The organism is Clostridium cellulovorans 743B (genome assembly GCF_000145275.1).
Lineage (GTDB): Bacteria > Bacillota > Clostridia > Clostridiales > Clostridiaceae > Clostridium_K > Clostridium_K cellulovorans.
This window is the reverse complement of sequence record NC_014393.1, coordinates 2,321,197-2,346,598: the sequence shown is the minus strand read 5'-3', so window position 1 is coordinate 2,346,598 and position 25,402 is coordinate 2,321,197. Positions and strand designations below refer to the sequence as shown.

At 30.3% G+C, this 25,402-nt stretch carries 17 protein-coding genes and 1 other annotated feature; of the genes, 2 read left to right on the top strand and 15 right to left on the bottom strand.

Annotated elements, in window-relative coordinates:
• Nucleotides 1-31: 31 nt before the first annotated feature.
• The 3 genes from CLOCEL_RS09810 to CLOCEL_RS09800 form a co-directional block, all read right to left on the bottom strand.
• Nucleotides 32-1,324: a bifunctional folylpolyglutamate synthase/dihydrofolate synthase gene (locus CLOCEL_RS09810; RefSeq protein ID WP_010077077.1), complete on the bottom strand. Its 1,293-nt coding sequence runs from the start codon at nt 1,322-1,324 to the stop codon at nt 32-34.
• Nucleotides 1,325-1,542: 218 nt separating this feature from the next.
• Nucleotides 1,543-4,185 carry a valine--tRNA ligase gene (locus tag CLOCEL_RS09805; protein ID WP_010077078.1) on the bottom strand — a complete coding sequence of 881 codons (2,643 nt, stop codon included), beginning with the start codon at nt 4,183-4,185 and terminating at the stop codon, nt 1,543-1,545.
• Between the two features lie 146 nt (nt 4,186-4,331).
• Nucleotides 4,332-4,546, bottom strand: a binding site (T-box leader).
• Nucleotides 4,547-4,608: 62 nt separating this feature from the next.
• Nucleotides 4,609-8,904 (bottom strand): 2-hydroxyacyl-CoA dehydratase, encoded by a 4,296-nt coding sequence (locus CLOCEL_RS09800; protein WP_049785858.1) that lies wholly within the window; start codon nt 8,902-8,904, stop codon nt 4,609-4,611.
• A 338-nt stretch (nt 8,905-9,242) separates the two neighbouring features.
• Between CLOCEL_RS09800 and CLOCEL_RS09795 the strand changes: the two genes are divergently transcribed.
• Nucleotides 9,243-9,593 carry a tetratricopeptide repeat protein gene (locus tag CLOCEL_RS09795; protein WP_010077082.1) on the top strand — a complete coding sequence of 117 codons (351 nt, stop codon included), beginning with the start codon at nt 9,243-9,245 and terminating at the stop codon, nt 9,591-9,593.
• 64 nt (nt 9,594-9,657) lie between these two features.
• Here CLOCEL_RS09795 and CLOCEL_RS09790 read toward each other — a convergent pair whose 3' ends face one another.
• From CLOCEL_RS09790 to CLOCEL_RS09760, 7 genes are all read right to left on the bottom strand, one after another.
• A complete protein-coding gene (locus CLOCEL_RS09790) occupies nt 9,658-10,851 on the bottom strand; it encodes a transglutaminase domain-containing protein (protein WP_010077083.1) in 1,194 nt (397 codons plus the stop codon).
• Nucleotides 10,852-10,914: 63 nt separating this feature from the next.
• Nucleotides 10,915-11,745, bottom strand: a complete 831-nt coding sequence (recX, locus tag CLOCEL_RS09785) for a recombination regulator RecX (RefSeq protein WP_010077084.1) — start codon at nt 11,743-11,745, stop codon at nt 10,915-10,917.
• Nucleotides 11,732-12,997 (bottom strand): M16 family metallopeptidase, encoded by a 1,266-nt coding sequence (locus CLOCEL_RS09780; RefSeq protein WP_010077085.1) that lies wholly within the window; start codon nt 12,995-12,997, stop codon nt 11,732-11,734. Before CLOCEL_RS09780 ends, recX begins: the two co-directional genes overlap by 14 nt.
• Before the next feature lie 110 nt (nt 12,998-13,107).
• Complete coding sequence (locus CLOCEL_RS09775; protein ID WP_010077086.1) at nt 13,108-14,691, bottom strand: glycoside hydrolase family 57 protein; 1,584 nt, start codon at nt 14,689-14,691, stop codon at nt 13,108-13,110.
• A gap of 133 nt (nt 14,692-14,824) precedes the next feature.
• Nucleotides 14,825-15,307 (bottom strand): DUF4912 domain-containing protein, encoded by a 483-nt coding sequence (locus CLOCEL_RS09770; protein WP_010077087.1) that lies wholly within the window; start codon nt 15,305-15,307, stop codon nt 14,825-14,827.
• Between the two features lie 583 nt (nt 15,308-15,890).
• Nucleotides 15,891-16,976, bottom strand: a complete 1,086-nt coding sequence (locus CLOCEL_RS09765) for an iron-containing alcohol dehydrogenase family protein (protein ID WP_242655243.1) — start codon at nt 16,974-16,976, stop codon at nt 15,891-15,893.
• A 50-nt stretch (nt 16,977-17,026) separates the two neighbouring features.
• Entirely contained in the window at nt 17,027-18,211 is a 1,185-nt protein-coding gene (locus CLOCEL_RS09760; protein WP_010077089.1) for a pyridoxal phosphate-dependent aminotransferase, read from the bottom strand.
• A gap of 363 nt (nt 18,212-18,574) precedes the next feature.
• Between CLOCEL_RS09760 and CLOCEL_RS09755 the strand changes: the two genes are divergently transcribed.
• Nucleotides 18,575-19,948 carry a glycosyl hydrolase gene (locus CLOCEL_RS09755; RefSeq protein WP_010077090.1) on the top strand — a complete coding sequence of 458 codons (1,374 nt, stop codon included), beginning with the start codon at nt 18,575-18,577 and terminating at the stop codon, nt 19,946-19,948.
• 51 nt (nt 19,949-19,999) lie between these two features.
• Here CLOCEL_RS09755 and CLOCEL_RS09750 read toward each other — a convergent pair whose 3' ends face one another.
• From CLOCEL_RS09750 to spoIVB, 5 genes are all read right to left on the bottom strand, one after another.
• Entirely contained in the window at nt 20,000-20,920 is a 921-nt protein-coding gene (locus CLOCEL_RS09750) for a putative ABC transporter permease (RefSeq protein WP_010077091.1), read from the bottom strand.
• A 111-nt stretch (nt 20,921-21,031) separates the two neighbouring features.
• A complete protein-coding gene (locus CLOCEL_RS09745) occupies nt 21,032-22,207 on the bottom strand; it encodes a bis-aminopropyl spermidine synthase family protein (protein ID WP_010077092.1) in 1,176 nt (391 codons plus the stop codon).
• 268 nt (nt 22,208-22,475) lie between these two features.
• Entirely contained in the window at nt 22,476-22,853 is a 378-nt protein-coding gene (locus tag CLOCEL_RS09740) for a PH domain-containing protein (RefSeq protein WP_010077093.1), read from the bottom strand.
• A 293-nt stretch (nt 22,854-23,146) separates the two neighbouring features.
• Nucleotides 23,147-23,962, bottom strand: coding sequence for a sporulation transcription factor Spo0A (spo0A, locus tag CLOCEL_RS09735; RefSeq protein WP_010077094.1), 816 nt, complete (start codon nt 23,960-23,962; stop codon nt 23,147-23,149).
• Nucleotides 23,963-24,195: 233 nt separating this feature from the next.
• Nucleotides 24,196-25,302 carry a SpoIVB peptidase gene (gene spoIVB, locus CLOCEL_RS09730; RefSeq protein ID WP_013291709.1) on the bottom strand — a complete coding sequence of 369 codons (1,107 nt, stop codon included), beginning with the start codon at nt 25,300-25,302 and terminating at the stop codon, nt 24,196-24,198.
• Nucleotides 25,303-25,402 lie beyond the last annotated feature (100 nt).

Genomic DNA, 25,402 nt, shown 5'->3' with positions numbered 1-25,402 from the left:
TTAAGTATAGAAATAATACCTGTAGTTTATGTTATTTTAAAAGTTTTCTCATATCTCCAATCATATACAATGACCCACTTATTAAAATGATATCTTCAGCCTCTGCATACTCTCTAGCTTTTCTTAAAGCTTCCTGATAGTTTTCTTCATATTGGCAATTATCATTAACCTTCTTTACAATCTTCAAGAGATCTTCTCCAAGTTCTGCTCTTTCACTATTTGGAGTAACGGTTATAATTTTCTTTGCATCCTTTGCAATAACGTTGACCATATTATCAACTTGTTTATCTGCTAAGATTCCTAAAATCAAGATTATGTTTTTATATGAGAAATATTTTTCTACACTTTCTTTAAGCCTAATTATAGCATCTATGTTATGAGCTCCATCTATAACTGTTATAGGATTATTATTCATAATCTCCATTCTGCCCTTCCAGACAACAGTTTTTAGACCAGCACTTATGCTTTCCTTAGTAAGGTTGTAGCCTTGTTCTTTTAGCTTTTCACAGGCTGTAACCACCACTGAAGTATTTAGAAGCTGATGGGTTCCTAAAAGCTTTAAATCAACTATATAATTGTCTTTATAAGTGTTTATCTCTATTTCTTGAGTTAGAGTATCATTAATTTTATTTACTTTTCTAAATTTAGCTGCGTCTTCTTTAACAATAGTCATAGGAGCTTCCTTTTCTTCTGCAACAGCTTTAATCACTTGAAGAACTGAAGCCTTTTGAGGGTATACTATCAGCGGAATACTTTCTTTTATTATACCAGCCTTTTCGAAAGCTATCTTCTCTATGGTATCCCCTAGTACATGCATATGATCAAGGCTTATAGACGCTATTATAGATAAAATAGGATTTATAACATTAGTAGCATCAAATCTTCCGCCAAGTCCAACTTCTATCACAGCTAAATCAACTTTTTCTTCATAGAAATATTTAAACATAGTAGCTGTAATTATCTCAAACTCAGTTGGTTGTTCATAGCCTTCTTCTAACATCACCTTTGCGGCATCCTTTACAAATGATACAACCTGACAAAGTCTTTCCTTTGGAATATTACAATTATTAATTTGAATTCTTTCTTCAAATTCTTCTAAAAATGGCGAAGTGTACATTCCTACCTTGTAGCCTGACGCAACTAAAATATTAGTTATCATGGCAGTAGTAGAACCTTTGCCATTTGTTCCTGCAATATGAATTGCTTTAATATTTTTATGAGGATTTCCAAGCAATTCTAGTAATCTTTCAACTCTTGAAAGTCCTAAATTAACCACAAACTTAGCAGTATTATGAATATAGTCCATTGTTTCTTGATAATTCATTGGTTCTTCACCTTCACTTTTTTTATATCATATATAAGTTCCAATAGTATTTCTACATCAAATCTATATACAGTTGATAAAAGAATGTAGATTTTTAATCGGAACATATACTATGAAATTTATATTTTCCTCTTTAAAATTTTGCATCTTCTTATATTATATTGCTTTCAAATATCAAATTAGACACATATAAACTATGTGTCTAATTATTTATGCTTCTATTTTAAAGCTGCAATTCTATCAAGAACTGCTTTATGCATTTCTTTATACTTTTCGCCCTTTGCTTTTTCTTCTTCAACTACTTCCTGAGGCGCTTTTGATATGAATCTTTCATTTGTAAGCTTTTTTTCTACTCTATCTATTTCACCTTGAAGTTTTACAAGCTCTTTATTTAATCTTTCAAGTTCTTTATCTAAATCTATAAGATCTAATAGTGGCATGTATAATTCTGCACCTTTAGTAACTGCTGAAACAGCTTTTTCTGGAGCAGCATCTTTTGAATCGATAAATTCAACTTCACTTGCTGAAGCAAGTTTTTCAAAGTAGATTCTACCTTCCTCAAATGCATCTCTTCCTTCGCTTGCAAAAATTACAACCTTTGCTCTTCTTGAAGGAGCAACATTCATCTCTGCTCTTACGTTTCTAAGAGCTTTTATTGCCTCTATTATATAATTCATCTTTGTTTCAATTTCTTTTGAATATAAGCTTTCATCGTATTCTGGCCATTTAGATATAGTTATTGATTTATATTCTGGCTCTAAGTGAAGATATATTTCTTCAGTTATATAAGGCATTATTGGATGTAGAAGTTGTAATCCTCCAATTAACACTTTTCTTAGTACGTTGTAAACTACGCCCTTAGCTTCTTCATCCTCACTCCATAATACTGGCTTTGTAAGTTCTATATACCAATCACAGAATTCTGTCCACATAAAGTCATAAATCTTTTGTCCAGCGATTCCAAGTTCGTATTTATCTATATTTTCAGTTACTTCCTTAACTAATGTGTTAAATCTTGAAAGTATCCATTTATCTGCTACAGAATATTTTGTGCTATCCTTGTATTTGTTTACAAGATCCATATCTAAATTCATCATTACGAATCTAGAAGCATTCCAAATCTTGTTAGCAAAGTTTCTTGCAGATTCAACTTTATCCATCTTGAATCTAATGTCATTTCCAGGTGAGTTTCCAGTAATAAGCATAAACCTTAAAGCATCAGCACCGTAAGTGTCTATAACTTCTAATGGATCAACACCATTTCCTAAAGATTTTGACATCTTTCTTCCATCTTCTGCACGAACTAGACCGTGTATTAATACAGTATGGAATGGAGTTTCATCCATATTATGAATACCTGAGAATATCATTCTTGCAACCCAGAAGAAAATTATATCGTAACCAGTTACTAATACATCTGTTGGATAGTAATATTCTAAATCTTCTGTTTTATCTGGCCATCCTAAAGTTGAGAAAGGCCATAAAGCTGATGAGAACCAAGTATCTAAAACATCTTCATCTTGTCTTAAATTACTGCTTTGGCATTTTGTACAATGAGTTGGTGCCTCAACACTGCAGGTAATTTCCCCACAATCTTGACAGTACCAAACTGGAATTCTGTGTCCCCACCAAAGCTGTCTTGAAATACACCAATCTTGGATATTTTCCATCCAATTATAGTATATCTTATCGAATCTTTCAGGAACAAATTTTGTTTTTCCTCCTCTTACAGCATCAAGAGCAGGTTTTGCTAAAGATTCCATCTTAACATACCATTGTTTTGAGATCATCGGCTCTATTACGTCACTACATCTATCGTGAATACTTACATTATGAGTATGTGGTTTTATCTTAACAAGTAAATTTTGCTCTTCTAAATCCTTTACCATAGCTTTTCTAGCTTCATATCTATCTAATCCAGAATATTTACCATAACCTTCAGAAATAGTACCATTCTTATTCATTACAATAATTTCTGGAAGTTTGTGTCTTAATCCAACTTGATAGTCATTTGGGTCGTGAGCTGGAGTTATTTTAACACAACCAGTTCCAAAGTCCTTCTCAACATAATCATCTGCTATTACAGGAATTTCTCTACCCACTAATGGTAATATCAGTATTTTTCCAACAAGATGCGAATATCTTTCGTCCTTTGGATTAACTGCAACAGCAGTATCTCCAAGTAAAGTTTCTGGTCTTGTTGTAGCTATCTCTACAAATTCATCAGAATCTTTTACAGGATATTTTATATGCCAGAAGTTACCTTCTTTTTCTTCATAGATGATTTCCGCATCAGATATAGCAGTTTGACACTTAGGACACCAGTTAGTTATTCTATTTCCTTGATATATTAAGCCTTCTTCATATAACTTAACGAAAACAGTTCTTACTGCTTTGTTTAAGTTTTCATCCATTGTGAAAGCTTCTCTTGTGAAGTCAGCAGATACACCAACCTTTTTTAACTGAGTTTTAATTCTTTCTCTATAAGTATCAGACCATTCCCAAACCTTTTCTAAGAAAGCTTCTCTACCCATTTCTTTTTTCTTAAGACCTTGCTTTAGAAGTTCAGTTTCAACTCTAACTTCTGTAGCAATACTTGCATGGTCTTCACCAGGAAGCCATAATGTAGAAAAACCTTGCATTCTCTTTGTTCTGATTAGAACGTCTTGAAGTGTATTGTCCAATGCATGACCTAAATGTAAATGTCCAGTTATATTTGGTGGTGGCATCATAATTGTAAATGGTTTTTTATTTTTATCTACCTTTGGGGTAAAGAATTTTTCTTCTTCCCACCATTTATATAGTCTATCTTCGAACTCTTTCGGATCATATGTCGTACTTAATAATTTTTTTTCATCCATTCTTTCTTCCTCCTTTTATCTTACACTATAGGGTTATGTACTTTCATTGAAATAATAAATTAAATATATCACCAATACTTTTTGTAAAAGCAAAAGAATACACTCTTAGTTTAGGGTTACTTTGAACAAAAAAAGCGATGTCAATCCCAAAGGACGACATCGCGCGTTACCACCTTAGTTCCAAAAAGTTTACACTCTTTAGCTCTTATATCTTTAACGGTTTTTCCGTTTTTAACTACTCTAATTTCGCTAAAAATGCTCAAAAGCTACCTTCAAAATCACTACTTTGGAAGATCTTTCAGCCGATGAATCTTCCTCTCTTAAAAGGTTAATCTTTACTCCTCTTTTTCCTCGCATTGGTATTAAATTATATAAATATTATAGCAATAGTTATCCATATGTCAATAAATATTTTAAAAAACCTTATTCTGACTTTAATTCTGAAGCAATTTCTTGTTCAACACCTTTATGGTGATGGACATTTTTATCACTATTAAGCTCTAGGTTTTTGAAGGCAGTAGCCAACATTAATTTAATTCTATTAAGTTGATTTACCTCACTAGCACCTGGGTCATAATCTATAGGCGCTATATTAGAATAAGGATATCGTCTTCTTAGTTCTTTTATTACTCCTTTTCCTGTTACATGGTTTGGTAAACAAGCAAATGGCTGCATACAAATTATATTATTTACACCCATCTCTAAAAGTTCTACCATTTCACCAGTTAAGAACCAACCTTCTCCAGTTTGATTTCCTATGGAAATAATATCTGAAGCTCCGGCTGCCACTTCATGAATTTTCTCAACACCATGGAATCTCTTACTTTCTCTTAAAGCTTTATCCATCGTCTTCTGATAAAATTCTATAACTTTAACTGCTAAATCTGATGTTAACTTTGACATATAACTGAAACCTAAATTCTCATGTTTAAAAGTTGAATCAAAGAAGGAATAAAGCATAAAGCCCATTAAGTCTGGCACAACTGCTTCTGCCCCTTCATTTTCTATTATCTCAATGACGTTGTTATTAGCTGTAGGATGGAACTTTACTAAGATTTCTCCTACTAAACCAACTCTAGGTTTTATAATATTATTTATAGGAAGTTCATCAAATTCATTGATTATATCTACGATATTCTTCTTGAATTCTTTTCTACTTCCATTCATAACATTTTTCTTGGCTATTTCCTGCCACTTTTCATGAAGGGCATTAGCTGAGCCTTTTTCTTTTTCATAAGGTCTCACTCTATATACCACTCTCATGAATAAATCTCCATATATTAAAGCTAACATCGCTTTATTTAGCAACGGTAAAGTTATTTTGAAACCTGGATTCTTTTCTATTCCTTGAGCACTTAATGAAAGTACAGGAACATTTTCAAAACCAGCATCTTTTAGAGCTTTTCTAAGGAATGCTATATAATTTGTTGCTCTACAGCCACCACCAGTTTGAGACATAATTACAGTTGTATTGTTTACATCATATTCTCCTGATTGTAAAGCTTCTATCAGTTGTCCAACAACTATAATAGCTGGGTAACAAGCATCATTATTTACATACTTAAGTCCTACATCCACAGCACTCTTATCTACAGCAGGTAAAAGCTTAAGTTTATATCCGCTAGATCTAAATGCTGCTTCAATTAATTCAAAGTGAATTGGAGACATTTGAGGACATAATATCGTATGATTTTTCTTCATTTCCTTTGTGAACACTATTCTCTCTTTTGTTTGAAGCTTAGTAATCGGTCTAAAAACCATAGTGCTTCTTTCTTTCATTGCTGCTTTTAGTGATCGGATTCTTATTCTTACAGCTCCAAGATTACTTCCCTCGTCAATTTTAATCAATGTATAAATCTTACCACTTTGTTCTAATATTTCTTGAACTTGATCCGTAGTTACACCATCAAGACCACAGCCGAAAGAGTTTAATTGAATAAGCTCAAGGTTAGAATTTTTTGCTACATAAGTTGCTGCTGCATATAATCGTGTATGATAATTCCATTGGTCTACAACCCTTAATGGTCTTTCAATTTCTGCAAGATCTGAAACACTATCTTCTGTTAGAACTGCTAATCCTTCTTGTATTATTATATTAGCAATTCCATGGTTGATTTCTGGATCACTGTGATATGGTCTACCAGCAAGAACAACGCCCTTTTTGCCAGTCTTCTCAAGTTCATCAATAATCTCTTTGCCTTTATTCTTTATATCCTGCTTATATGCTTCATTCTCAGCATAAGCTAAATCTAATGCTTCATTGATTTCTTCTTTACTTATATTAAACATCGAGAATTCTTCAAAAAGATTTTTGGCTACAGATTCTCTATGATTTAAATTAAGGAAAGGATTTTTATATATTAACTCACCAGATCTCATCTCATCAATATTATTTTTAATTACCTCTGGATATGAGGTAACAATTGGGCAATTATAATGATTATTAGCTTCCTTAAATTCTTTAATCTCATAACTCACCGATGGATAGAATATAAATTTTAATCCTTTTTTGATTAGACTCATTATATGCCCATGAGTAAGCTTTGCTGGATAACAAGCTGACTCAGATGGGATTGTTTCTATACCCATCTCGTATACTTCTTTTGTAGATGTAGGTGATAAAACAACTCTAAAGCCTAGTTTTGTTAAAAATGTATGCCAGAATGGATAATTCTCATACATATTTAGAACTCTTGGAATTCCTACTTCGCCTCTAGGTGCTTCTTCTATTTTAAGAGATTTATATCTGAAGGTTCTATTATATTTATAGTCATAAAGATTTAAAGAGGATTTCTTTGAAACAGGAAGTCCTGCTCCCCTTTCACACCTATTTCCTGTAATATAACTTCTGCCATCAGAAAATTTTGTTACTGTCAACATACAATTATTATTACATAATCCACAATGTCTGTGTTCTTTTTCACTAGAAAAAGTTTCTAATTGTTCTTTAGATAATAACGTAGAAATTTCATTTTCCTGATATTTATCTAAGGCTATTAAGGCTGCACCATACGCTCCCATAATACCAGATATATTAGGTCTTATTACTTCCCTACCTAGAGTTAATTCAAGTGCTCTAAGTACTGCCTCATTGTAGAAGGTTCCACCTTGAACAACAATTTTTTTCCCTAGTTCGTCAATTCTTCTAACTTTAATAACCTTAAATAATGCATTTTTAATTACTGAATAAGAAAGCCCCGCAGAAATATCACTTACCTCTGCCCCTTCCTTTTGCACTTGCTTAACCTTTGAATTCATAAACACAGTACACCTTGACCCTAAGTCAACAGGACTTTGAGATAATAAAGCTTCCTGTGCAAAATTCTGAATTTCCATATTTAAAGAATTAGCGAAGGTTGCTAAGAAAGATCCACAGCCGGAAGAACAAGCTTCATTAAGTTGGATAGAATTAATTACTCCGTCTTTTATCCTAACGGCCTTCATATCCTGTCCACCGATATCTAAAATAAAATCTACCCCAGGCAAAAACTTCTCAGCAGCCTTATAATGAGCTATAGTTTCAACTTCTCCTATATCAACGTTTAAAGCATTTTTTATAAGTGCCTCTCCATATCCTGTCACTGTAGCCTTAGCAATAACTACATTTTTAGGCAGTTTGTTATATATATCTTTAATAATATCAATACTTGTCTCTAATGGTTTTCCCTTATTCCCACCATAATAGGAATATAACAATGCACCTTGCTCATCAATCAATGCTGCTTTAGTAGTTGTGGAACCAGCATCAATACCTAAAAATGCTTTTCCACTATAGGATTCTAAAGTCTTTTCCTTTACTTTATAATCTGAATGTCTTTTTCTGAAAATTTCCAACTCTTTTTTATCTTTAAACAATGGTTCAAGTGTATCAGATAACTTTAATTCTGATTTTTTTATCTTACTAATGGAATCTATTATCTTTGTAAAAGAAGTAGTTTGTCCATCAATTGAACTAACAGCTGCTCCATATGCAACAAATAGTTGAGAATTATCAGGGAAAATTACCATATCCTCTGTAAGATTTAAGGTTTCTATAAATCTTTGTCTTAGTTCAGATAAAAAGAATAATGGTCCACCTAATAAAGCAACCTTACCTCTTATTGGCTTTCCGCAAGCAAGTCCACTTATTGTTTGTGTTACTACTGCTTGAAAAATCGATGCTGCTATATCTTCTTTTGCTGCACCCTCGTTTAATAATGGTTGTACATCTGTTTTCGCAAACACACCACAACGAGCAGCTATAGGATATATTACCTTATGTTTTCTTGCAAGTTCATTTAATCCTAGAGCATCTGTTTCTAGTAATGTTGCCATCTGATCAATAAAAGCACCAGTTCCACCAGCACAAGTTCCATTCATTCTTTGCTCTAAGGTGTTTTCAAAATATGTTATCTTTGCATCTTCGCCTCCAAGTTCTATTGCAACATCTGTATCTGGTGCTAACAATTCAACAGTTTTAGTACATGCGATAACTTCTTGAGTGAATGGAATTTTTAATTGCTCAGCTAAAGCTAATCCCCCTGAACCAGTAATTGTAACACTTACTGGGTGATCTTTAAATCTCTCTTCTGCATCTTTTAATACAGCGAAGGTAGTGGTTCTAACATCAGAATAATGCCTCTTATATATATCATATATAATTTTATTATCATTATCTAATATAACAAGTTTTATTGTAGTAGAACCTACGTCAATACCTACTTTATACTTTTCAATCATCAACATCACTACTCCATCTATATTGTAAATCTTGTTCTAATATTAGATTATATCATACTTATCTAATAAAAATAACAGTTGCTTTTGAAAATTAAATATAAAAACTAAACAAAATTTAAATAAAACAGTGACAAATTTAATAGCTGTTTCATATTTATAAAATAGAGTATTATATCCTAAAAATTTGTGATAAGTCGCTTCAATATCTAAACGTTTACTTATAAATTAGAGTAATTTGCTTTTAATCAAAAGACACAGACTGATACCTTTAAAAGGTTTATTTTTCTAAATCCTGTCAATAATTATAGCTATAGTACCTATAGTAGGGAGGAATAAAAATGAATTACTTTAACATGGGTAATGAATATTATAATAAAAATGATTATGCACGAGCGATTAATTTATATAGAAAATCTATTGAAAATAAAGAGAATGAAGCTCCTTCTCTTTATAATTCAGCAGTATGCCATATTAAACTTATGAATTTTATGGCTGCAATTCCACTTCTAAAATGTGCTCTCAAAATAAAAAAAGATAGCAGATATTATTTCAATTTAGCTTACTGCTATTCTCAATTAAAAGACGACAAAAAAGCACTATTATATTTTAATACTGCTTGGGCCCTTGACCCTTTTGATGCAGACTGCGAAAAAGCAATAAACCTAATTATAGAAAGAATAAAAAAATGACCCCTTATAGAAGAAACTGATATATCTTAAATGCTATTTCAGTTTCTTCTAAAGTGTATCACTTCTACCATTGCCCTACTATTTTATCTCCTCTATGATCAATTGAAAAACTTTCACTATCAAAATAATTTCCAGCCTTGCCAAAGGTAGTATCTACATTTATCCATCTCTTCTCTTCCTCAATATAAACTTGATTCCAAGCATGATTTACCCACTTAACACCACTATATCCTTCACCAGTAACTATTCTCACCATGATATTATTCTCAATACAAAAGGCTGTAAAAAGGCATGAATAATCAAAACATACACCTGTTCTAGTTTCATATGCTTCTATAGCTCCAGACTTTACCTTATACTTATCCTTTGATAAAGCATTTGCTTTTTCCTTATCATATTCAATATTTTTACTTATCCAATTATAAAAGGCTTTAGATTTTTCCAATGAATTTGTATACTTAGATGCTAATTCAATAGAAAAATCATCCATTTCATCATTAGATTTAATTCCTTCTTCTAGAGTTGTTCCATTGAAATATATTATCTCATTTGTATCAAAACTAGGTATAGGAAGAAGTTTTCCATCTTTAACAATATCTATGCTTAATGAGTTGTCTAAAATATTAGGTAATTCCTTTGCAAAGGAAGAATTTGAAACTGGAAATATCACTTCCTCGTTTATAATATTATATACCTTTGACTTATTTACATACTCATTAAACTTATCACTAACATTTATGATAGAAATTATATTGAATAGAACACTAATGATAACAGCATAACAAATTCCCTTTGGTATATTAAGAATTGCACCCAAAAATCTTTTGAAAAAAAACGAACGATTTTTTATAGATTCACCAATAACATCTAAAACAGGATATAATATATTTCTATTTATTATTTCCAAAATAAACATAATAACCTGATAAATTATAGTAATAAAAATTATCAATAATACTATATATGTTACTTTAGGTTTACCATCCAAAAACTCCGAAACACTTTTTGGGAACAACTTATCAATAATATTAAAAACACCTTGCTCGTACTTACTAAACATAGATTTCCCATAATATAATCCTAAAAGAACTGCTACAATAAATGTAATATCAACTTCTAGGGCTTCAGTTTCTTTCTTAATACTGGATGCTGAAAATCCCAAAATCAATCCCTTTATTATTGGAAAGAGCAATGCCACAATTATTATTAAAGAAATTGGAGTATAATCTAAGAAATTGGAGAAATATTCAAGGTTCATATTTTATCCTTTCTCTTTGGGGCCTTTTAACAAGAATATATCATTTAATCAATTCCAGCCCCTTTAGTCCGTATTTATTAATTCCTTAACTACAGTTTTAACTTCCTCATAACTGTATCCTCGCCTAATAAGATAATCATAAAGCTTTTTTAATAATTTCATTTTATCTTTTTCTTTACTTATTAATAGATTATATCTCTTTTGTGCTAAAATAAACAATTCTTCATAGGAATTATGTTTTCTTTCCTCATTACCTTCTGCTTTGAAATCCTCTTTAGCAACTACTCTTTTAAGAGTTTCTGATACAATATCACTACTGTAGCCATTTCTAAGTAAAAAATCCCCTAGTTTCTTATACACTTTCATATAAGATGTATCACTATTCTTTAGAGAATCATATTTCTTTTGGGCAAGCTTTTCACAACTTTTTTCCTCAAAGGATGATGAAACTCCATCTAACTCAACATCAATTAAAGCTTCTTCAATCCCCTTTCTCAGTAAGTTATATTTAATCTTTTTCTTCCCTAATTTAGTGCAATTCTCTCTTATATATATCTTAAGAAAATTATAGTCGTCGATAAACTTATATTCTTTCAAAAATTCAATGGTTCTTTTAATGGCATTTTCAGGATACTCTTTGTCTATTAGCTTTTCTGTTATTTGCTTTTCTGTTTTATAAGCTTTCTCAATATATTTAAGAGCAGAATTTTTACACTTTATATAATTATCTTCATCAACTATCTTTTGAATTTCACTTAATTCAGCACTCTTACCACTTTTAAGGTTATGATAATAAACAAGTTCTGTACTGCATGAAAAAGCAAAATCATCATCAATGAATATATTCACTCTATCATTGTTTTTCTTTTGCACCTCTATTTTAGTTATCTTCATACTCATCGCCTTCTTTTGGAACTAAAATGTGTATTGCAGGTTTTGTAAACACCTTAAGTGCTACATTATAAATATCTTCTTCATTAATCTCATCAAGTTTTTTCATTTGATCTATAAATTCTAATAACGGCTCACCATCCAAGCTTTGGTGTAGCATATAATTTCCCACTTCTGTTGAATCTTCTATAGTTGATGCAATAGCTGTTCTAAGAACCTTTTTCATAAGACTTATAATTTTGTCATGAAAAATTATATCTCTATTTTTTATCCTATCAATACAAGTATCAATAATTTTTAAGGCTTCCTCTATATTCTCTTCCGAAACTGATGCATAGATATATAAAGTTTTTATATTATTTGTGCTATTCATCTCAGAAAAAACTTCATAGCATAATCCTTTATTTTCTCTTAATTCCCTAAATAAAATAGAATTTGTGCTTGATCCTAATTTATGTTCTAAAATTTTAAGAGCCAATTCTTCTTTTTTTGTAAGATTATGGAAAGTATATAAATAAACTATAGTTCCTTGCTCTATTTCCTTTTTCTTTGATGTTTTCTTTACAGCTCTGTGGTTCTCAGTTTTTATTTCAATAGCTTTTAATTCTTTTCTAGCCCAATTACCTAAATATTTATATATTAAATTTAAAATTTCATTATGCTCATAAGGTGAAGTAATTGCTATTTCTATATTATTAGGAACGTAATATTCTCCATAAAATTTCATAAGATTTTCTCTTCTAAATCCCTTAACTGTCGCCACCTCTCCAGTGACATCATATTTCAATGAACTATTTTTAAAGGCAATGTCGTGAATTTTTTTATATGAATAATCTTCTAAATCATCATTTATACTTCTAATTTCTGATAGGATAACTTCTCGCTCCTTATCAATCTCTTCATCTGGAAAATTTGAATTAGTTAGCATATCACTTAATAACTCTAGAGACTTTTCTAATTCTTCCTTTAATGCTGTAATTGTATAAACTGTTGAAGTATAATCAGTATAAGCATTATATTCTCCACCTAGTTCTTCTAATTCCTCATTTAATTCCTCATTACTTCTACTATTTGTTCCTTTAAAAAGCATGTGCTCTATAAAATGGCATATACCTTTTTCTTTTTTAGCTTCATATAATGCTCCCACCTTGACTCCTGCATTTATAGAAATCAATTGGCTATCTTTCTTAATAGTTATCAGCTTAATTCCATTTTTTAAAATTTCTGTATTCGTATCAAATAAGTTATGTACCATCGTATCGCTCCTTGCGTAGCCTTTGCACTTCGCCAAATATTGTATCAAGTTATAATTATAACAATTACCAGAGTATTAAACAATAAAAAAGAGTTGCTAAGCAACTCATTTTAGTTATTTCTATATAAAGTATAGTCTATATTAGGGAAAATATTATCTATATCTTCCATCTCTTTAATAAACTTTTCTTCTAATCTGTTCTTTGTTAAGCAATTATATAATTCCTTAAACCTTTCTAAATGAGTATTTACCCTTTTTACAGCGTATTGTACAGTGGTATTATGCTTTATGATGAAAGGCCAGTCTGAAGATTCAGCTAAAACTAACTCTCTCGCAGCTTGAGCTAGTGCTCTTTTTTCTAATTCAGTAGGTTCGTCAAAACTATTTGCTAGCCTTATCATGGACTCTGCTGCCTCATGAAGTTCTCTATATATCCAATCATTACCACCGTTTAACCAAACAGAAAAGTTTCCACTTTCACCCCAACTAGCTGGTGATGGACTTGAGCATTGAGTTACAGGATACATTTCAAGATATTCTTTAGGAGTTGTTAGTTCAAATTCTGTCCAATTGTCAGCTGCATTTCGTATAAATTCATTTAAAAAATCTGGACCTTCAAACCACCAATGTCCATATAATTCTGTATCATAAGGACATGTAATTATCGGTGGCTTATCCATGTAATATGATAGATTATTTATTTGCTCGTTTCTTGAATAAGCGAAATGATCAGCATGAATCTTTACTCGTTCTAGTGCATTTTCACGAACATAATACTCTTTATTTTCTGTATTGCCAGTAATCTTATAGTATTTTATTCCAGTGTCTATTCTTATTCCACTAGGAACTATGTAATCTTTTATATAGTCCATTGGTAATTCATATCCAATATCTCTATAGAATTCTCGATAATTTGCATCTCCAGGGTACCCCAAGAAGCTACTCCAAACTTGATGTCCTGCCTCAACATCTCGCCCAAAGGCTGCCACTCCATTTTGAGTAGCAATAGGTGCTGCAGTACTATACAATGGTCTGGGAGAAGCATTAGAAACACTAGTACTTTCTGCTATAAAGAATTGGATTCCAAGTTCCTTTAAGATAGGATCTAAGCTGTATGTGTAAGCACATTCTGGAAGCCATATTCCCTTCGGCGCATGTCCCATAACTTCTTTATAGTATTCAACACCAATAGCCAATTGAGCTTTAACAGTTTCTGGATTAACAGCTAATAATGGTAGCAGTCCATGAGTTGCAGAACAAGTAATTACTTCAAGTACTCCTAGGTTATCAAATTTTCTAAAAGCATTCATAAGCCTTCTATCATATTTTTCGTAAGTTTTCTTTAATCCCTCAAATCTTTCTACATAAAATTTTGATACACCATTAAGATTTTTATCTTCAGCAGTTCTTATCACTTCTTTGTTTGCAAGCTCTATTGACTTGTTTAAATATTTCATATATCTTTCATTTAAATATTGGTCTTCAAGCATTGCCATCAGTGGTGGAGTTATAGACATTGTAACCTTAAATTCAATTCCATCATTTATGAGCCCATCGTAAACATCTATAATCGGAATATAACATTCATTTATTGCTTCAAATAGCCATCTTTCTTCCATAGCTTCATTTATTTCTGGATGCCTTACATATGGAAGGTGACTGTGTAAAATTAATGATACGTATCCTTTGGTCAAAATTATTCCCCCTTAAAATTAAAACCTGATGTTGGAAGTCCTCGCTTCACTTCTTCTTCAATCATTTTATTCATTTGCTGAAAGTATCTGAGTTGAGATTTTTTTCTATTAATGCAAATATTCTCCACTTCGTCTAATTTTTTTTTAACTCATCTATAGGATTTGGTTTATATTCAGTGGCATTAATATGTTCTGGTGAATCTTGTAGTGCTAATTTTACGTTTTTTTCATCAACGATATTAGAAAAATCTACATACCTAACTGTTGTATCCTCAGCTTGATGATTACGCATTGTTGTTACAGTATTTGAAACTGACACAGGAATAAACTTATCATCAGCAGCAACTCTGCCATATTTTACAAAGACATCGCAAGCATCTCTATCTAAATTTATATACCAATTATCATTGGATGCATCCATATAAATAGTTTGTACTTCTCTTGGAACGTTTCTCTCTATATAAAATACCTTTAAAACCGGTTTAGAGTTTTTCCAACTATTAATTCCATAAATATCTTCAAAACTCTTAATAGTAAATGGAGATATTTTGAAATATGTAAAAACAGTATTATGATTTTGAACAAGTAAAACTATCTTTGTATTTCCATCTAGCATGTATTCACCCCTATTAAAAATATAGTCTAATTTAAAATATATAAAGTTCTTATATGTTTCAAACTTTTCATGATATTATAAGCTTTGTTAATTCTAAAATTTAATTTTCTCGATTTCTTAACCAAACTCTTTATTCTCTATAATTAATATTATTCTCTAACTTTTTAAATTTTCCTTCTTTAAAAACACAGTTTATTTATAAATAATTATATTTTTTTCAATTATTGGTAATTTTATTTAAACGCTCTATTATTATTTCTATATGAATGAAATTATTCCTTTATAATTATTTACTTTTTTTGTAATTTTGTATTTCTTATTCATTTCACAAATATATAAGATAACTTATTAGTTAATCAACTAAAATAAAAATATACGGTTCATTGCTAAAATCCATATAAAAATCTATAAACATATTCAAAAATCACTATGTTCTATAAAGCTTCCCAATTAAAGTATCTATCTCAAAACTTCTATAAGTATAAAAAACTAAATAAAATTATATTCTAAGAAAGAAATCTCTTGATTATTCTAAAAACTACACCACCAACATTAGTTCACTCTAACATTGGTGGTGCATTAATTATATTTTCAAGCTATTTTTATATAAATCAAAGATTTGATCTTTTGTAACAAGTTCTTTTAATTCATTTCTATTAACAACTACCTTATAGGCTCTTTCAGTAAACTGCTTGATATCCCCAAGAGTAATTTCTATTGATTCTGTATGAGCACTTAAAAGTTCATTAAGGTATATTTTAAACTCTTCTATACTATTGAAATCTAAGATCTTTAGCAACTTTAAAACCTTAAAGTTATTTTTATATAACTTTAAATACTCTGTCATTAAAATCCCATTAGCTCTACCATGGGCAATTCCTTTATGTACAGTAAGTTGATATCCTAAAAGGTGAGGAACAGAAGTCCCACTTTGTGCAATTTGCATACCAGCAAAATTTGATGCTAAAAGTAACTTTTCTCTTACTTCCTTTGTAAATGCTCCAACCTTAAGTTCCTCTTTGCATTCCTTAAATAAGCTTAAAGCCTTTTCACCAAGGGCATCACTAAAAATATTAGCTCTACTAGTCAAATATCCCTCAATGATATGAGAAAGAGCATCAACTGCTGTATCAATAGTAACTTTCTCGCTTAAACTTATTGTATATTTCACATCTAAAAAAGCAATTTGAGGGAATACCGGGGTGGCTATTCCTTTTTTCGTACCTGCTCTTTCATCTATTATTATTGCATAAGGTGTAACCTCTGAACCAGTACCAGCCGTAGTTGGGATTGCTATAACAGGATAAAATGGTAGATTTTTTTTAGTGAAAATATCATCAATGCTACATTTACTTTTAACCATTAAACTTATTGCTTTAGCAGCATCTAGAGGCGAGCCTCCTCCAATGGCTATTATAAAATCTATATTTTCAAGTTTTCCAATCTCTTCTCCAATTAATATAGTTTCTGTTGATGGATTTTCTTCTACTTGATCGAAAATACAATACTCAATTTTATGCTTATTAAGGATATCAGTAACATCTTTATAAGCACCACTAATTTTAGCTGAATTCTTTCCTGTTACTAAAAGTGCTTTCTTTCCAAGAGATGCGATTAGTTCCCCATTATTGTTTATAACATTCTCGCCATAAACGACTTTAGTACTCATATAAAACTGCTCCATATTATCCCTTCTTTCAACTAAATATATTATAACTATTATCTATTATATTCTTTTGCAAGTTTTTCAAAGGCAGCAATAGACCTCTTTATCATATCAAACTCAACACAATAAGACATTCTGAAATGTCCTTTATACCCAAAACCAGAACCTGGAACTAATAAAAGATTATATTTTACAGCAGTTTTTACGAATTCAATATCATCTTCAATTAATGCCTTAGGGAAAAGATAAAAAGCACCTTGAGGTTTGACACATTCAAAACCAATTCTAGTAAGATTGTCGTATAAATAATCTCTCTTCATTTTATAATCTTCTACATCAACCTTAGAATCTAAAGAATCTGCAATAACCTTTTGAAAAAGGCCTGGCGCATTAACAAATCCTAAAGTTCTATTACAAAACTCTAATGCTTTTACAAGAGTTTCCACCTCTTCTGTTTTGTTACTTACTGCTATATATCCTATTCTTTCTCCAGCAAGAGCTAAAGATTTACTATAGGAATTAATAATCATTGCATTTTTAAATATTTTAAATACACTTGGCACCTCTGCAGAATCATATACAATTTTGCCATATGGTTCATCAGAAAGTATATATATATTAGACTTAAATTGTTTTTCTTTATCTTCTACTATTTTAGCCATTGCTTCCATAGTTTCTTTTCTATATATAACACCTGTAGGATTGTTGGGGTTATTAATTATTATAGCTTTTGTCTTTTCTATTATTGCTTTTTCAAATTCCTTTAAATTCGGTTCAAAGTTTTCTGGATTTGGTTCAACAACAACTATTTTTCCTTGATGATTATCTGCATAAAAACCATACTCAACAAAATATGGTGAAAAAACTATAACCTCTTCCTCTGGATTTAAAATAGCCTTTAAAGCTACATTAAGTCCACCTGCTGCTCCGACAGTCATAATCACATTTTCTTCTGATAAACTAATACCAGTCTCCCCTTGCATCTTTACAGCTATCTTTTTTCTTACTTCTGGGAAACCAGAATTACTCATATATTTATGAATTCCTTTTTCTCCCTCTGATATATGATGTCTCATAGATTCAATTACTTCTTTAGGTGGTTCAGAAAATGGATTACCTAAACTAAAATCATAAACATTTTCTGCTCCATATAAACTTGAAAGTCTTCTTCCTTCTTCAAACATAGCTCTAATCCATGAAGACCTCTCTAAATTTTTCGCTATCTTGTTTGATATCAATACACTCAGCCCCTATACAATAAAATTTATCTTTAATGTTTGTTAATAAAATATATATACTTATTTTATCACAACTTAAAAATATCTACCATGGAGATTTAAGCTATGATTCTTACGCACCTTTGTTTCATTTGCAACATATATTGGTGTGTTTTGTTGTTGCATATGTTATAATAAATATAATCAGAATTCTTGGTTTCGGATAGAGTCTTCCAATTCATCTGAAACTTATTAATAGAATCCTAAGCATCTTCGATGTTTAGAATTCCTTATCCTGTAGTAAAAATCGTTATCCAGAAATATAACAACCGTCATACTCTAAAAAAGGCAAGTCACAACAAATAAAAGAATGGAGACAAACAAATGACTAGAGACACATTTATCATATCTGCTTTAGAATGCACTTATACAAATGGCACTATTAAAACAAATTTATTAGACAAAGGCTCGAAAAAATTTATTGATATCTTAAATAATGATGGCGATACTGTTGAATTTATTTTTGACATTTCTAAGACAGGATTTTACAAGTTAAGTTTTGACTATTCACTTCCTACTGAAAATGCAGTTCATAGATGTCTTATAAACGATGAATTCTATGGTGATCTTTCTTTTAAGCAAACAGAAAAATTTATTCTATTAAATACTATAACCTCAATTAAGCTTGAGCAAGGAAAAAATAAAGTCACTTTGCTTAGGTCTTGGGGCCACTTAAACTTAAGATCTTTAGTGGTTGATGAAACTGAAGCGCCAGCAGCCTTTAACCCAACTTTTGCTTTAACAAATCCTAAAGCTTCTAAAGAATCTTTAGAACTTATGAACTTCTTTAAAAAAATTCATGGCAAAAGAATTTTATCTGGTCAGCATTGCAACAAATCAACTTGCCCTGATTTTGAATTTATAAAAAGGAAAACTGGAAAGTTTCCAGCAATATTAGGCTTTGATTTATTAAGTTATTCCTCAGCAATTGATACAAAAGAGAGTAGCTGGGATTGTATTGATGAAATTGCCAATAATAGAGGTTCCGTTGAAGTTGCCTTGAAATATGCTAAAGAAACAAACTGTATTATAACTTTCTGTTGGCATTGGTTTTCTCCCCTTCACGGCAGAGATAAAAGTTTTTATACAGAAAACACTACCTTTGACATCGAAAAAGCTCTTTCACCTGATTCTTTAGAATATATGTCTATGATAAAAGATATGGATATGATAGCAGATCAATTAAAATTATTTAAAGCTGCCAACGTGCCTATCCTTTTCAGGCCACTACATGAAGCTCACGGAAGTTGGTTTTGGTGGGGAGCTAAAGGACCAAAGCCATATATAGAACTCTATAGATTAATGTATGATAGATTTACAAACCTACATCAGTTAAACAATTTAATATGGGTTTGGAATGCTACATTTGAAGAATATTATCCTGGAGATGATGTGGTTGATATTAACAGTAGAGATATCTATGGTCCTATGAAAAATTATGGTCCATTAACTTATGATTTTTATGAAACAGCTTTAATACCAACACCAAGTAAGCCAATGGCACTTGGTGAAAATGGCTCCATCCCTAATCCAAATCTTATAAAAGAAAGTAATACTCCTTGGCTTTGGTTTATGACATGGAATAACTTCCTAAACAATGATTATAATGAATTAGACAAAGTCATCGAATTTTTTAATGATCCGCATGTCATAAATCTTGAAGATTTAGATTCTTACTTCCCTGCTAAATACATTTAATTATAAAGACTACAGATACTTTACAAAGTTTTCTGTAGTCTTTTTGTTATCTTAAATCTTTTTATCTAGCTTTTCTTTTAACTCTTTTATCAATTCCTCAAACTTTTTAGGGTTAATTGCTGGATATGCTCTAAGAAGTCTTTTGTGATTAAAGTTAAATTCTCCAACAACTTTATCATATTTTTCTTTAAATTCCTTTAATACTTCCTCTACGTGTACATGAGGAAGTTTCGATAGAATAGTTTCTTTTGAATTATTTACAATCTCTACATATTTAGCTTTTGAATTACTTATAACGCCATCTACATTAGGCAATCTAGATAATAAAGATTCCTTTGAACTATTAAATCTTTCGGAATATTTTTCTTTAGAAACACTTAACATTTCACTGTAATTCTCTTTAGCCTCTTGATACAGGTTTGTTAGTTTTACAAACCTTGCTTTTAGGTTTACAAGAGAAATAATAGTAAGGGTGCAATCTAGTAAAAAGTATATTACTAAACCTAATAAAAAGACATTTCCTATATTTTTAGGAATACCATCTATAATTGTTTCAATCCTTGGATGAACTACAGTGACTAATATAACTATAGCTAACCCCCAGAGTAAAGAAAATCCTAAACATACTCTTCCATGAATATTGAATTTATTATCAGAATAATCCCACCACTTAGAATTAAACATTGTTTCTAATATAAAGCCTACTATGTATTCTAAAATAGATACTAAAATAGTCCCTATTAAAAATGTAAAATAAAGATTTTTTACTGGATACAAAAATCCAATTATCATAATTGCTCCAGTTCCATAAATAGGACAAAGAGGTCCAAAGAGAAAACCTCTATTTATAAAACACCTATTCTTATAATAGGCATAAATCACCTCTGTTATCCAACCCATAAATGCATAAATAAAAAAGAAATAAATGATTTCATAATAATCCACATTAAAATTAGTCATTATAAGCTTCATATATTATCTCCTTTTCTAACAAAATACATATGTTTGTAACTAAGCCAAATGAAAATACATCCATATAGATCAATATTAGAAATTTGCATAAAAAATATTTAACCATACCTATTAATTATCTTTGACAACTTTTTTCTCTTTTAAATCAAAAGACTTAGAAAGACACTTTGGACAACCTTTTTCTTTTAATTGCTCTATATTTAAAAAACCTTTTTTATAGCCAACCACAATTACTTCTCCACATTCCTTACACTGGTAGTTTCTTTCAGTAACCCTAAACTCCCCAGTATATATCTTATCATTAAAGGCTTCTTTTATTATTGGCTCTGCTTTTTCCGTTGTACTAAGCACAATCATTTGTCCTACTCCTCCAATAATTTGTGCTCCTTCATACTTGTTAAATCTTGGTATTATATTTATTATATTTAAACCCATTCTATTAATTAGGTTTTGCATTTCCCAAGTATCCTTTGGCGACTTATTTCCAAAAGAAAAAAATATCATCCTACCAGGTTGTTTTTTTAACGCACTTACACCTCTAGATAAAAATAAATTCATCCCTGAAATCGTATATGGAGGATCAGTAAAGAAAGCGTCAAAACTATCAATCATATCATTAGAAAAAGGCTCTTTGAGATTGTGATGATGGAGAGTAATTCTTAATCCTTCTTTTGAAGCCACAGAACTAATATAGTCTAAAATCCTTTTATCAATATCTGCAACATGTATATCTGCCTTACTATATATTGTATCTTTATAAAGTCGTTTCAAAAGCAATGCCATAGCAACTGTAATGAGGTCATCATCACCAATACACAATATCCTTTTTCCAATTAAGCTATTGTTTTTTAGTGCTAATAATGCTCTTTTAAAACTAGTTTCTGGAGTACATTTTGATTGATCAATAGTAACATCTACTGTTGGACGATTATTTAAGTATTCTGATACTAGTTTAAGTTCATCTGAAAAATCAACTTCCATTACATAATCATCTTCTAATATTCTATTATATAGTTTCATATCTAAGTTCTTGTAACCTAATTGATTTTCTACATAATCTTTTCCCTTTTCTGATACTATAACACCGCCTTTTTGTACTAATATGTCTTCTTTTATAAATTCTTTTTTTATTGCAGTAACTAACGGTATCGGTATCCCTAATTTCACTGATAAATCTTTCATAGAAACAGGTCCTTTTATATAAACCTCAAATAAATAGTTTTCTATAGTAGACTGCCCTTCCGCTATAGAAACCTTATTATAAACTTCTTCAATATAATTTTTCATGTCCATTCCTTTCGTCCGAATAAATTTGACAATACAACTAACATATTTGCTAATGCATATCCTATGTACTTAAGCCGTAATGCTAGTATACCACTTTAAAATAAAAGAATCCATTATATAGGTTTCTGTTATTGCATTATTGAAAAACTTAGTAGTCTCAAAATTTCTCAAGAACTTTTTCCACTGAAAAAAGTTTAAATTTCTATATAATAAAAACACTGTTTCTGATCAAACTAAAATGTTTGATTAAAAACAGTGTTAAAAGTTCCTACTTTAAAACATATGCAGCTAAAACACTTTGTAACTCATATATATTTAAGCTCTTATTAAATTGCTTTTGTACTGGCATTTGAGTACCAGAAATCCAAATTTTCAGTTCTGCATCTAAATCAAAGCTTCCTGCGGTTTCTATACTAAAATGTGTAATGCTTTTATATGGAATTGAATGATATTCTGTTTTTTTACCAGTAACACCTTGTTTATCTACTAGTATAAGTCGCTTATTTGTAAAAATAAACATATCCCTTAATAACTTATATGCTTTTTCTATGGTTTCTGAAGAAGCTAAAACATTTGCATATTCCTTTTGTACTTCTTGAACATTAACCTCCGAAGCATTTCCCATTAATCCATCTAGTAATCCCATAAAACATTCCTCCTATAATCATCTTTTACAAAATGATTTTCTTTTTGTATATTTTATATATTCTACAATTTTACTTCAATACCTCTTAAAAGTATAAAACTTAAAACATCTGCCAAAGACATATAAAAAAATGCACTATTGATAGTAGCCACCTTTAGATAACTACAAAAATAGTGCAGATTTTAATTTATTAGGTTTTTTCTACTGATTCATAGGTGTACTAATCGCTTTTTATGCATACTTTCAAAAATTTGTCGGTATGAAACACCGCTCAAACCCTTGGTATAACTTAATTAACTTACTTTGTTTTTAAGTCTTAGCTTGTCTGCTATCATCGCAATAAATTCAGAGTTTGTTGGTTTACCTTTTGATGTATGTACAGTGTAACCAAACAATTTGTTAATTGTATCAACTTGTCCTCTATTCCAAGCAACTTCTATAGCATGTCTTATAGCTCTTTCTACTCTACTAGCTGTAGTATTATATTTCTTAGCTATAGATGGATAAAGTTCTTTTGTTACAGCTGATAAAAGTTCAACATTATTTACCACCATAGAAATAGCTTCTCTTAAATACATATATCCTTTAATATGTGCTGGTACACCAATTTCATGAATTATATTTGTAATTTCTGATTCTAGATCTACTGGCTTAGATTCATATGTTTTTGTTTCAGTCCTAGTAGAAATTGATGTTGTAGTTCTTTGATCTGATGAACTTGATATAGTATCAGTAAACATTTCTCTAATTCTCTTTGTAAAAACATCCATATCAAACGGTTTAACTACATAATAATCAGCACCAAGTGTTATTGCCATTTGAGTAATTTTATCTTGTCCTACAGCTGATAACACTATTATTCTAGGTCTTGGATTTAAATCCATAGTTTTTAATCTTTCTAAAACTCCAAGTCCATCTAAATGTGGCATTATTATATCTAAAATCACTAAGTCCGGTCTTTTAGCTTCTATTAAATCAATAGTTTCTAAACCATCCTTTGCTATACCAGTTACAACAATATCTCTTTGATTTAATAAATAGTCATTTAGAATATTACAAAATTCCTTATTGTCATCTGCGATTAATACACTTATTTTTGAATTGTCCATACTAACTCCCCTTTATTTACAGTTATTTACATTATTACATATTCGACAAGTCTAAGAATAATCCTTCTAAAAAAAATATTAAATTGTTAATTTAAACCATTTTTTTTTATATATTGAAGTTCTCCTATATTATTATACAGTATACACCAGAAATAATAAAGATATATACAAAATTTTACTGCAAAATCTCAGCTAAAATAATTTAACCTCCCATTAAGGGAGCTTAAATTATTTTAACTTATTTTTGACATTTCATCAAACATCCAATCAATATATATTCCATATCCAGTATCAGGTCTATTTACTAGCACATGAGTAACGGCACCTATCAATTTATTATTTTGAATAATAGGACTTCCACTCATTCCTTGAACTATTCCGCCTGTTCTTTCAAGTAATTCTTTGTCAGTAATAGTTATTATCATACTTTTGGTTGAAGGATTCTTTTGTTCTAAAAGTTTTTCTATTTTTATATCATAAAATTGAGGTTCTTGCCCATCTATAGTTGTTAATATTTTTGCTGATCCCTCTTTAATATCTTTATACGACCCTATTTTTATTAATTTCTGATTTTCATGCCTTATAAGAGGTTTTCCCCCAAAACCATAGACACCAGTAATAGTATTTATTTTCACTTCACCCACTGGAGATTCTTCGTCAATAAATATTCCTCTTAGTTCTCCTGGATTTCCTTTTTCACCCTTTTTCACTGATGATATAGAAGATTCAACTATTCTTCCAGTACTTATCTTAAAAATCTCATTAGTGTCTGAATCTGTAACAGCATGACCTAAAGCTGCAAATAAATCACTTTCTGGTTCATAAAAGGTTAGTGTCCCTACGCCTGCCATGGATTCACGAACCCATACACCTAATTTATAACATCCATCCTTAGCATAAGCAACGGTAGCTAATTTATCTATTACCTTATCATTTCTACTTATTTTTATTGTGACTTTATCATTAACAATGCAATTTAGTATATCTGTTATATCTTGGCTTTTAGTCAACTTTACATTATTTACTTCTGTAATAATATCACCTATACGGATATCGCACTCTAACGCAGGTCTATATATTTTACCATCTTTTCCTTCGATATCAGATATAGCTACTACTAGAAGGCCTTGAGACTTTAATTTTATTCCTAATGGAGTACCTCCTAAATAAACATATTTATCTTTCTTCAGCTTTTGATTAAAAGTACTTACTGCAGTTACTTCTTTTCCTGGAGGATCTAATATATTGCTATAGCTTTCTGATAAAATCACAGTGTAATTTATTAGAAATGAAGCAATCAATATAACTAAGATTTTAACTTTTAATGTTTTAATCTTCAATTTATCACCTCCACTCGTCATTATACTTAATTTGCCCCTAAAGAATTTTTATTATGCTAGAATATCGTTACGTTATTTAGTTATTTCTAACATAAAAAAA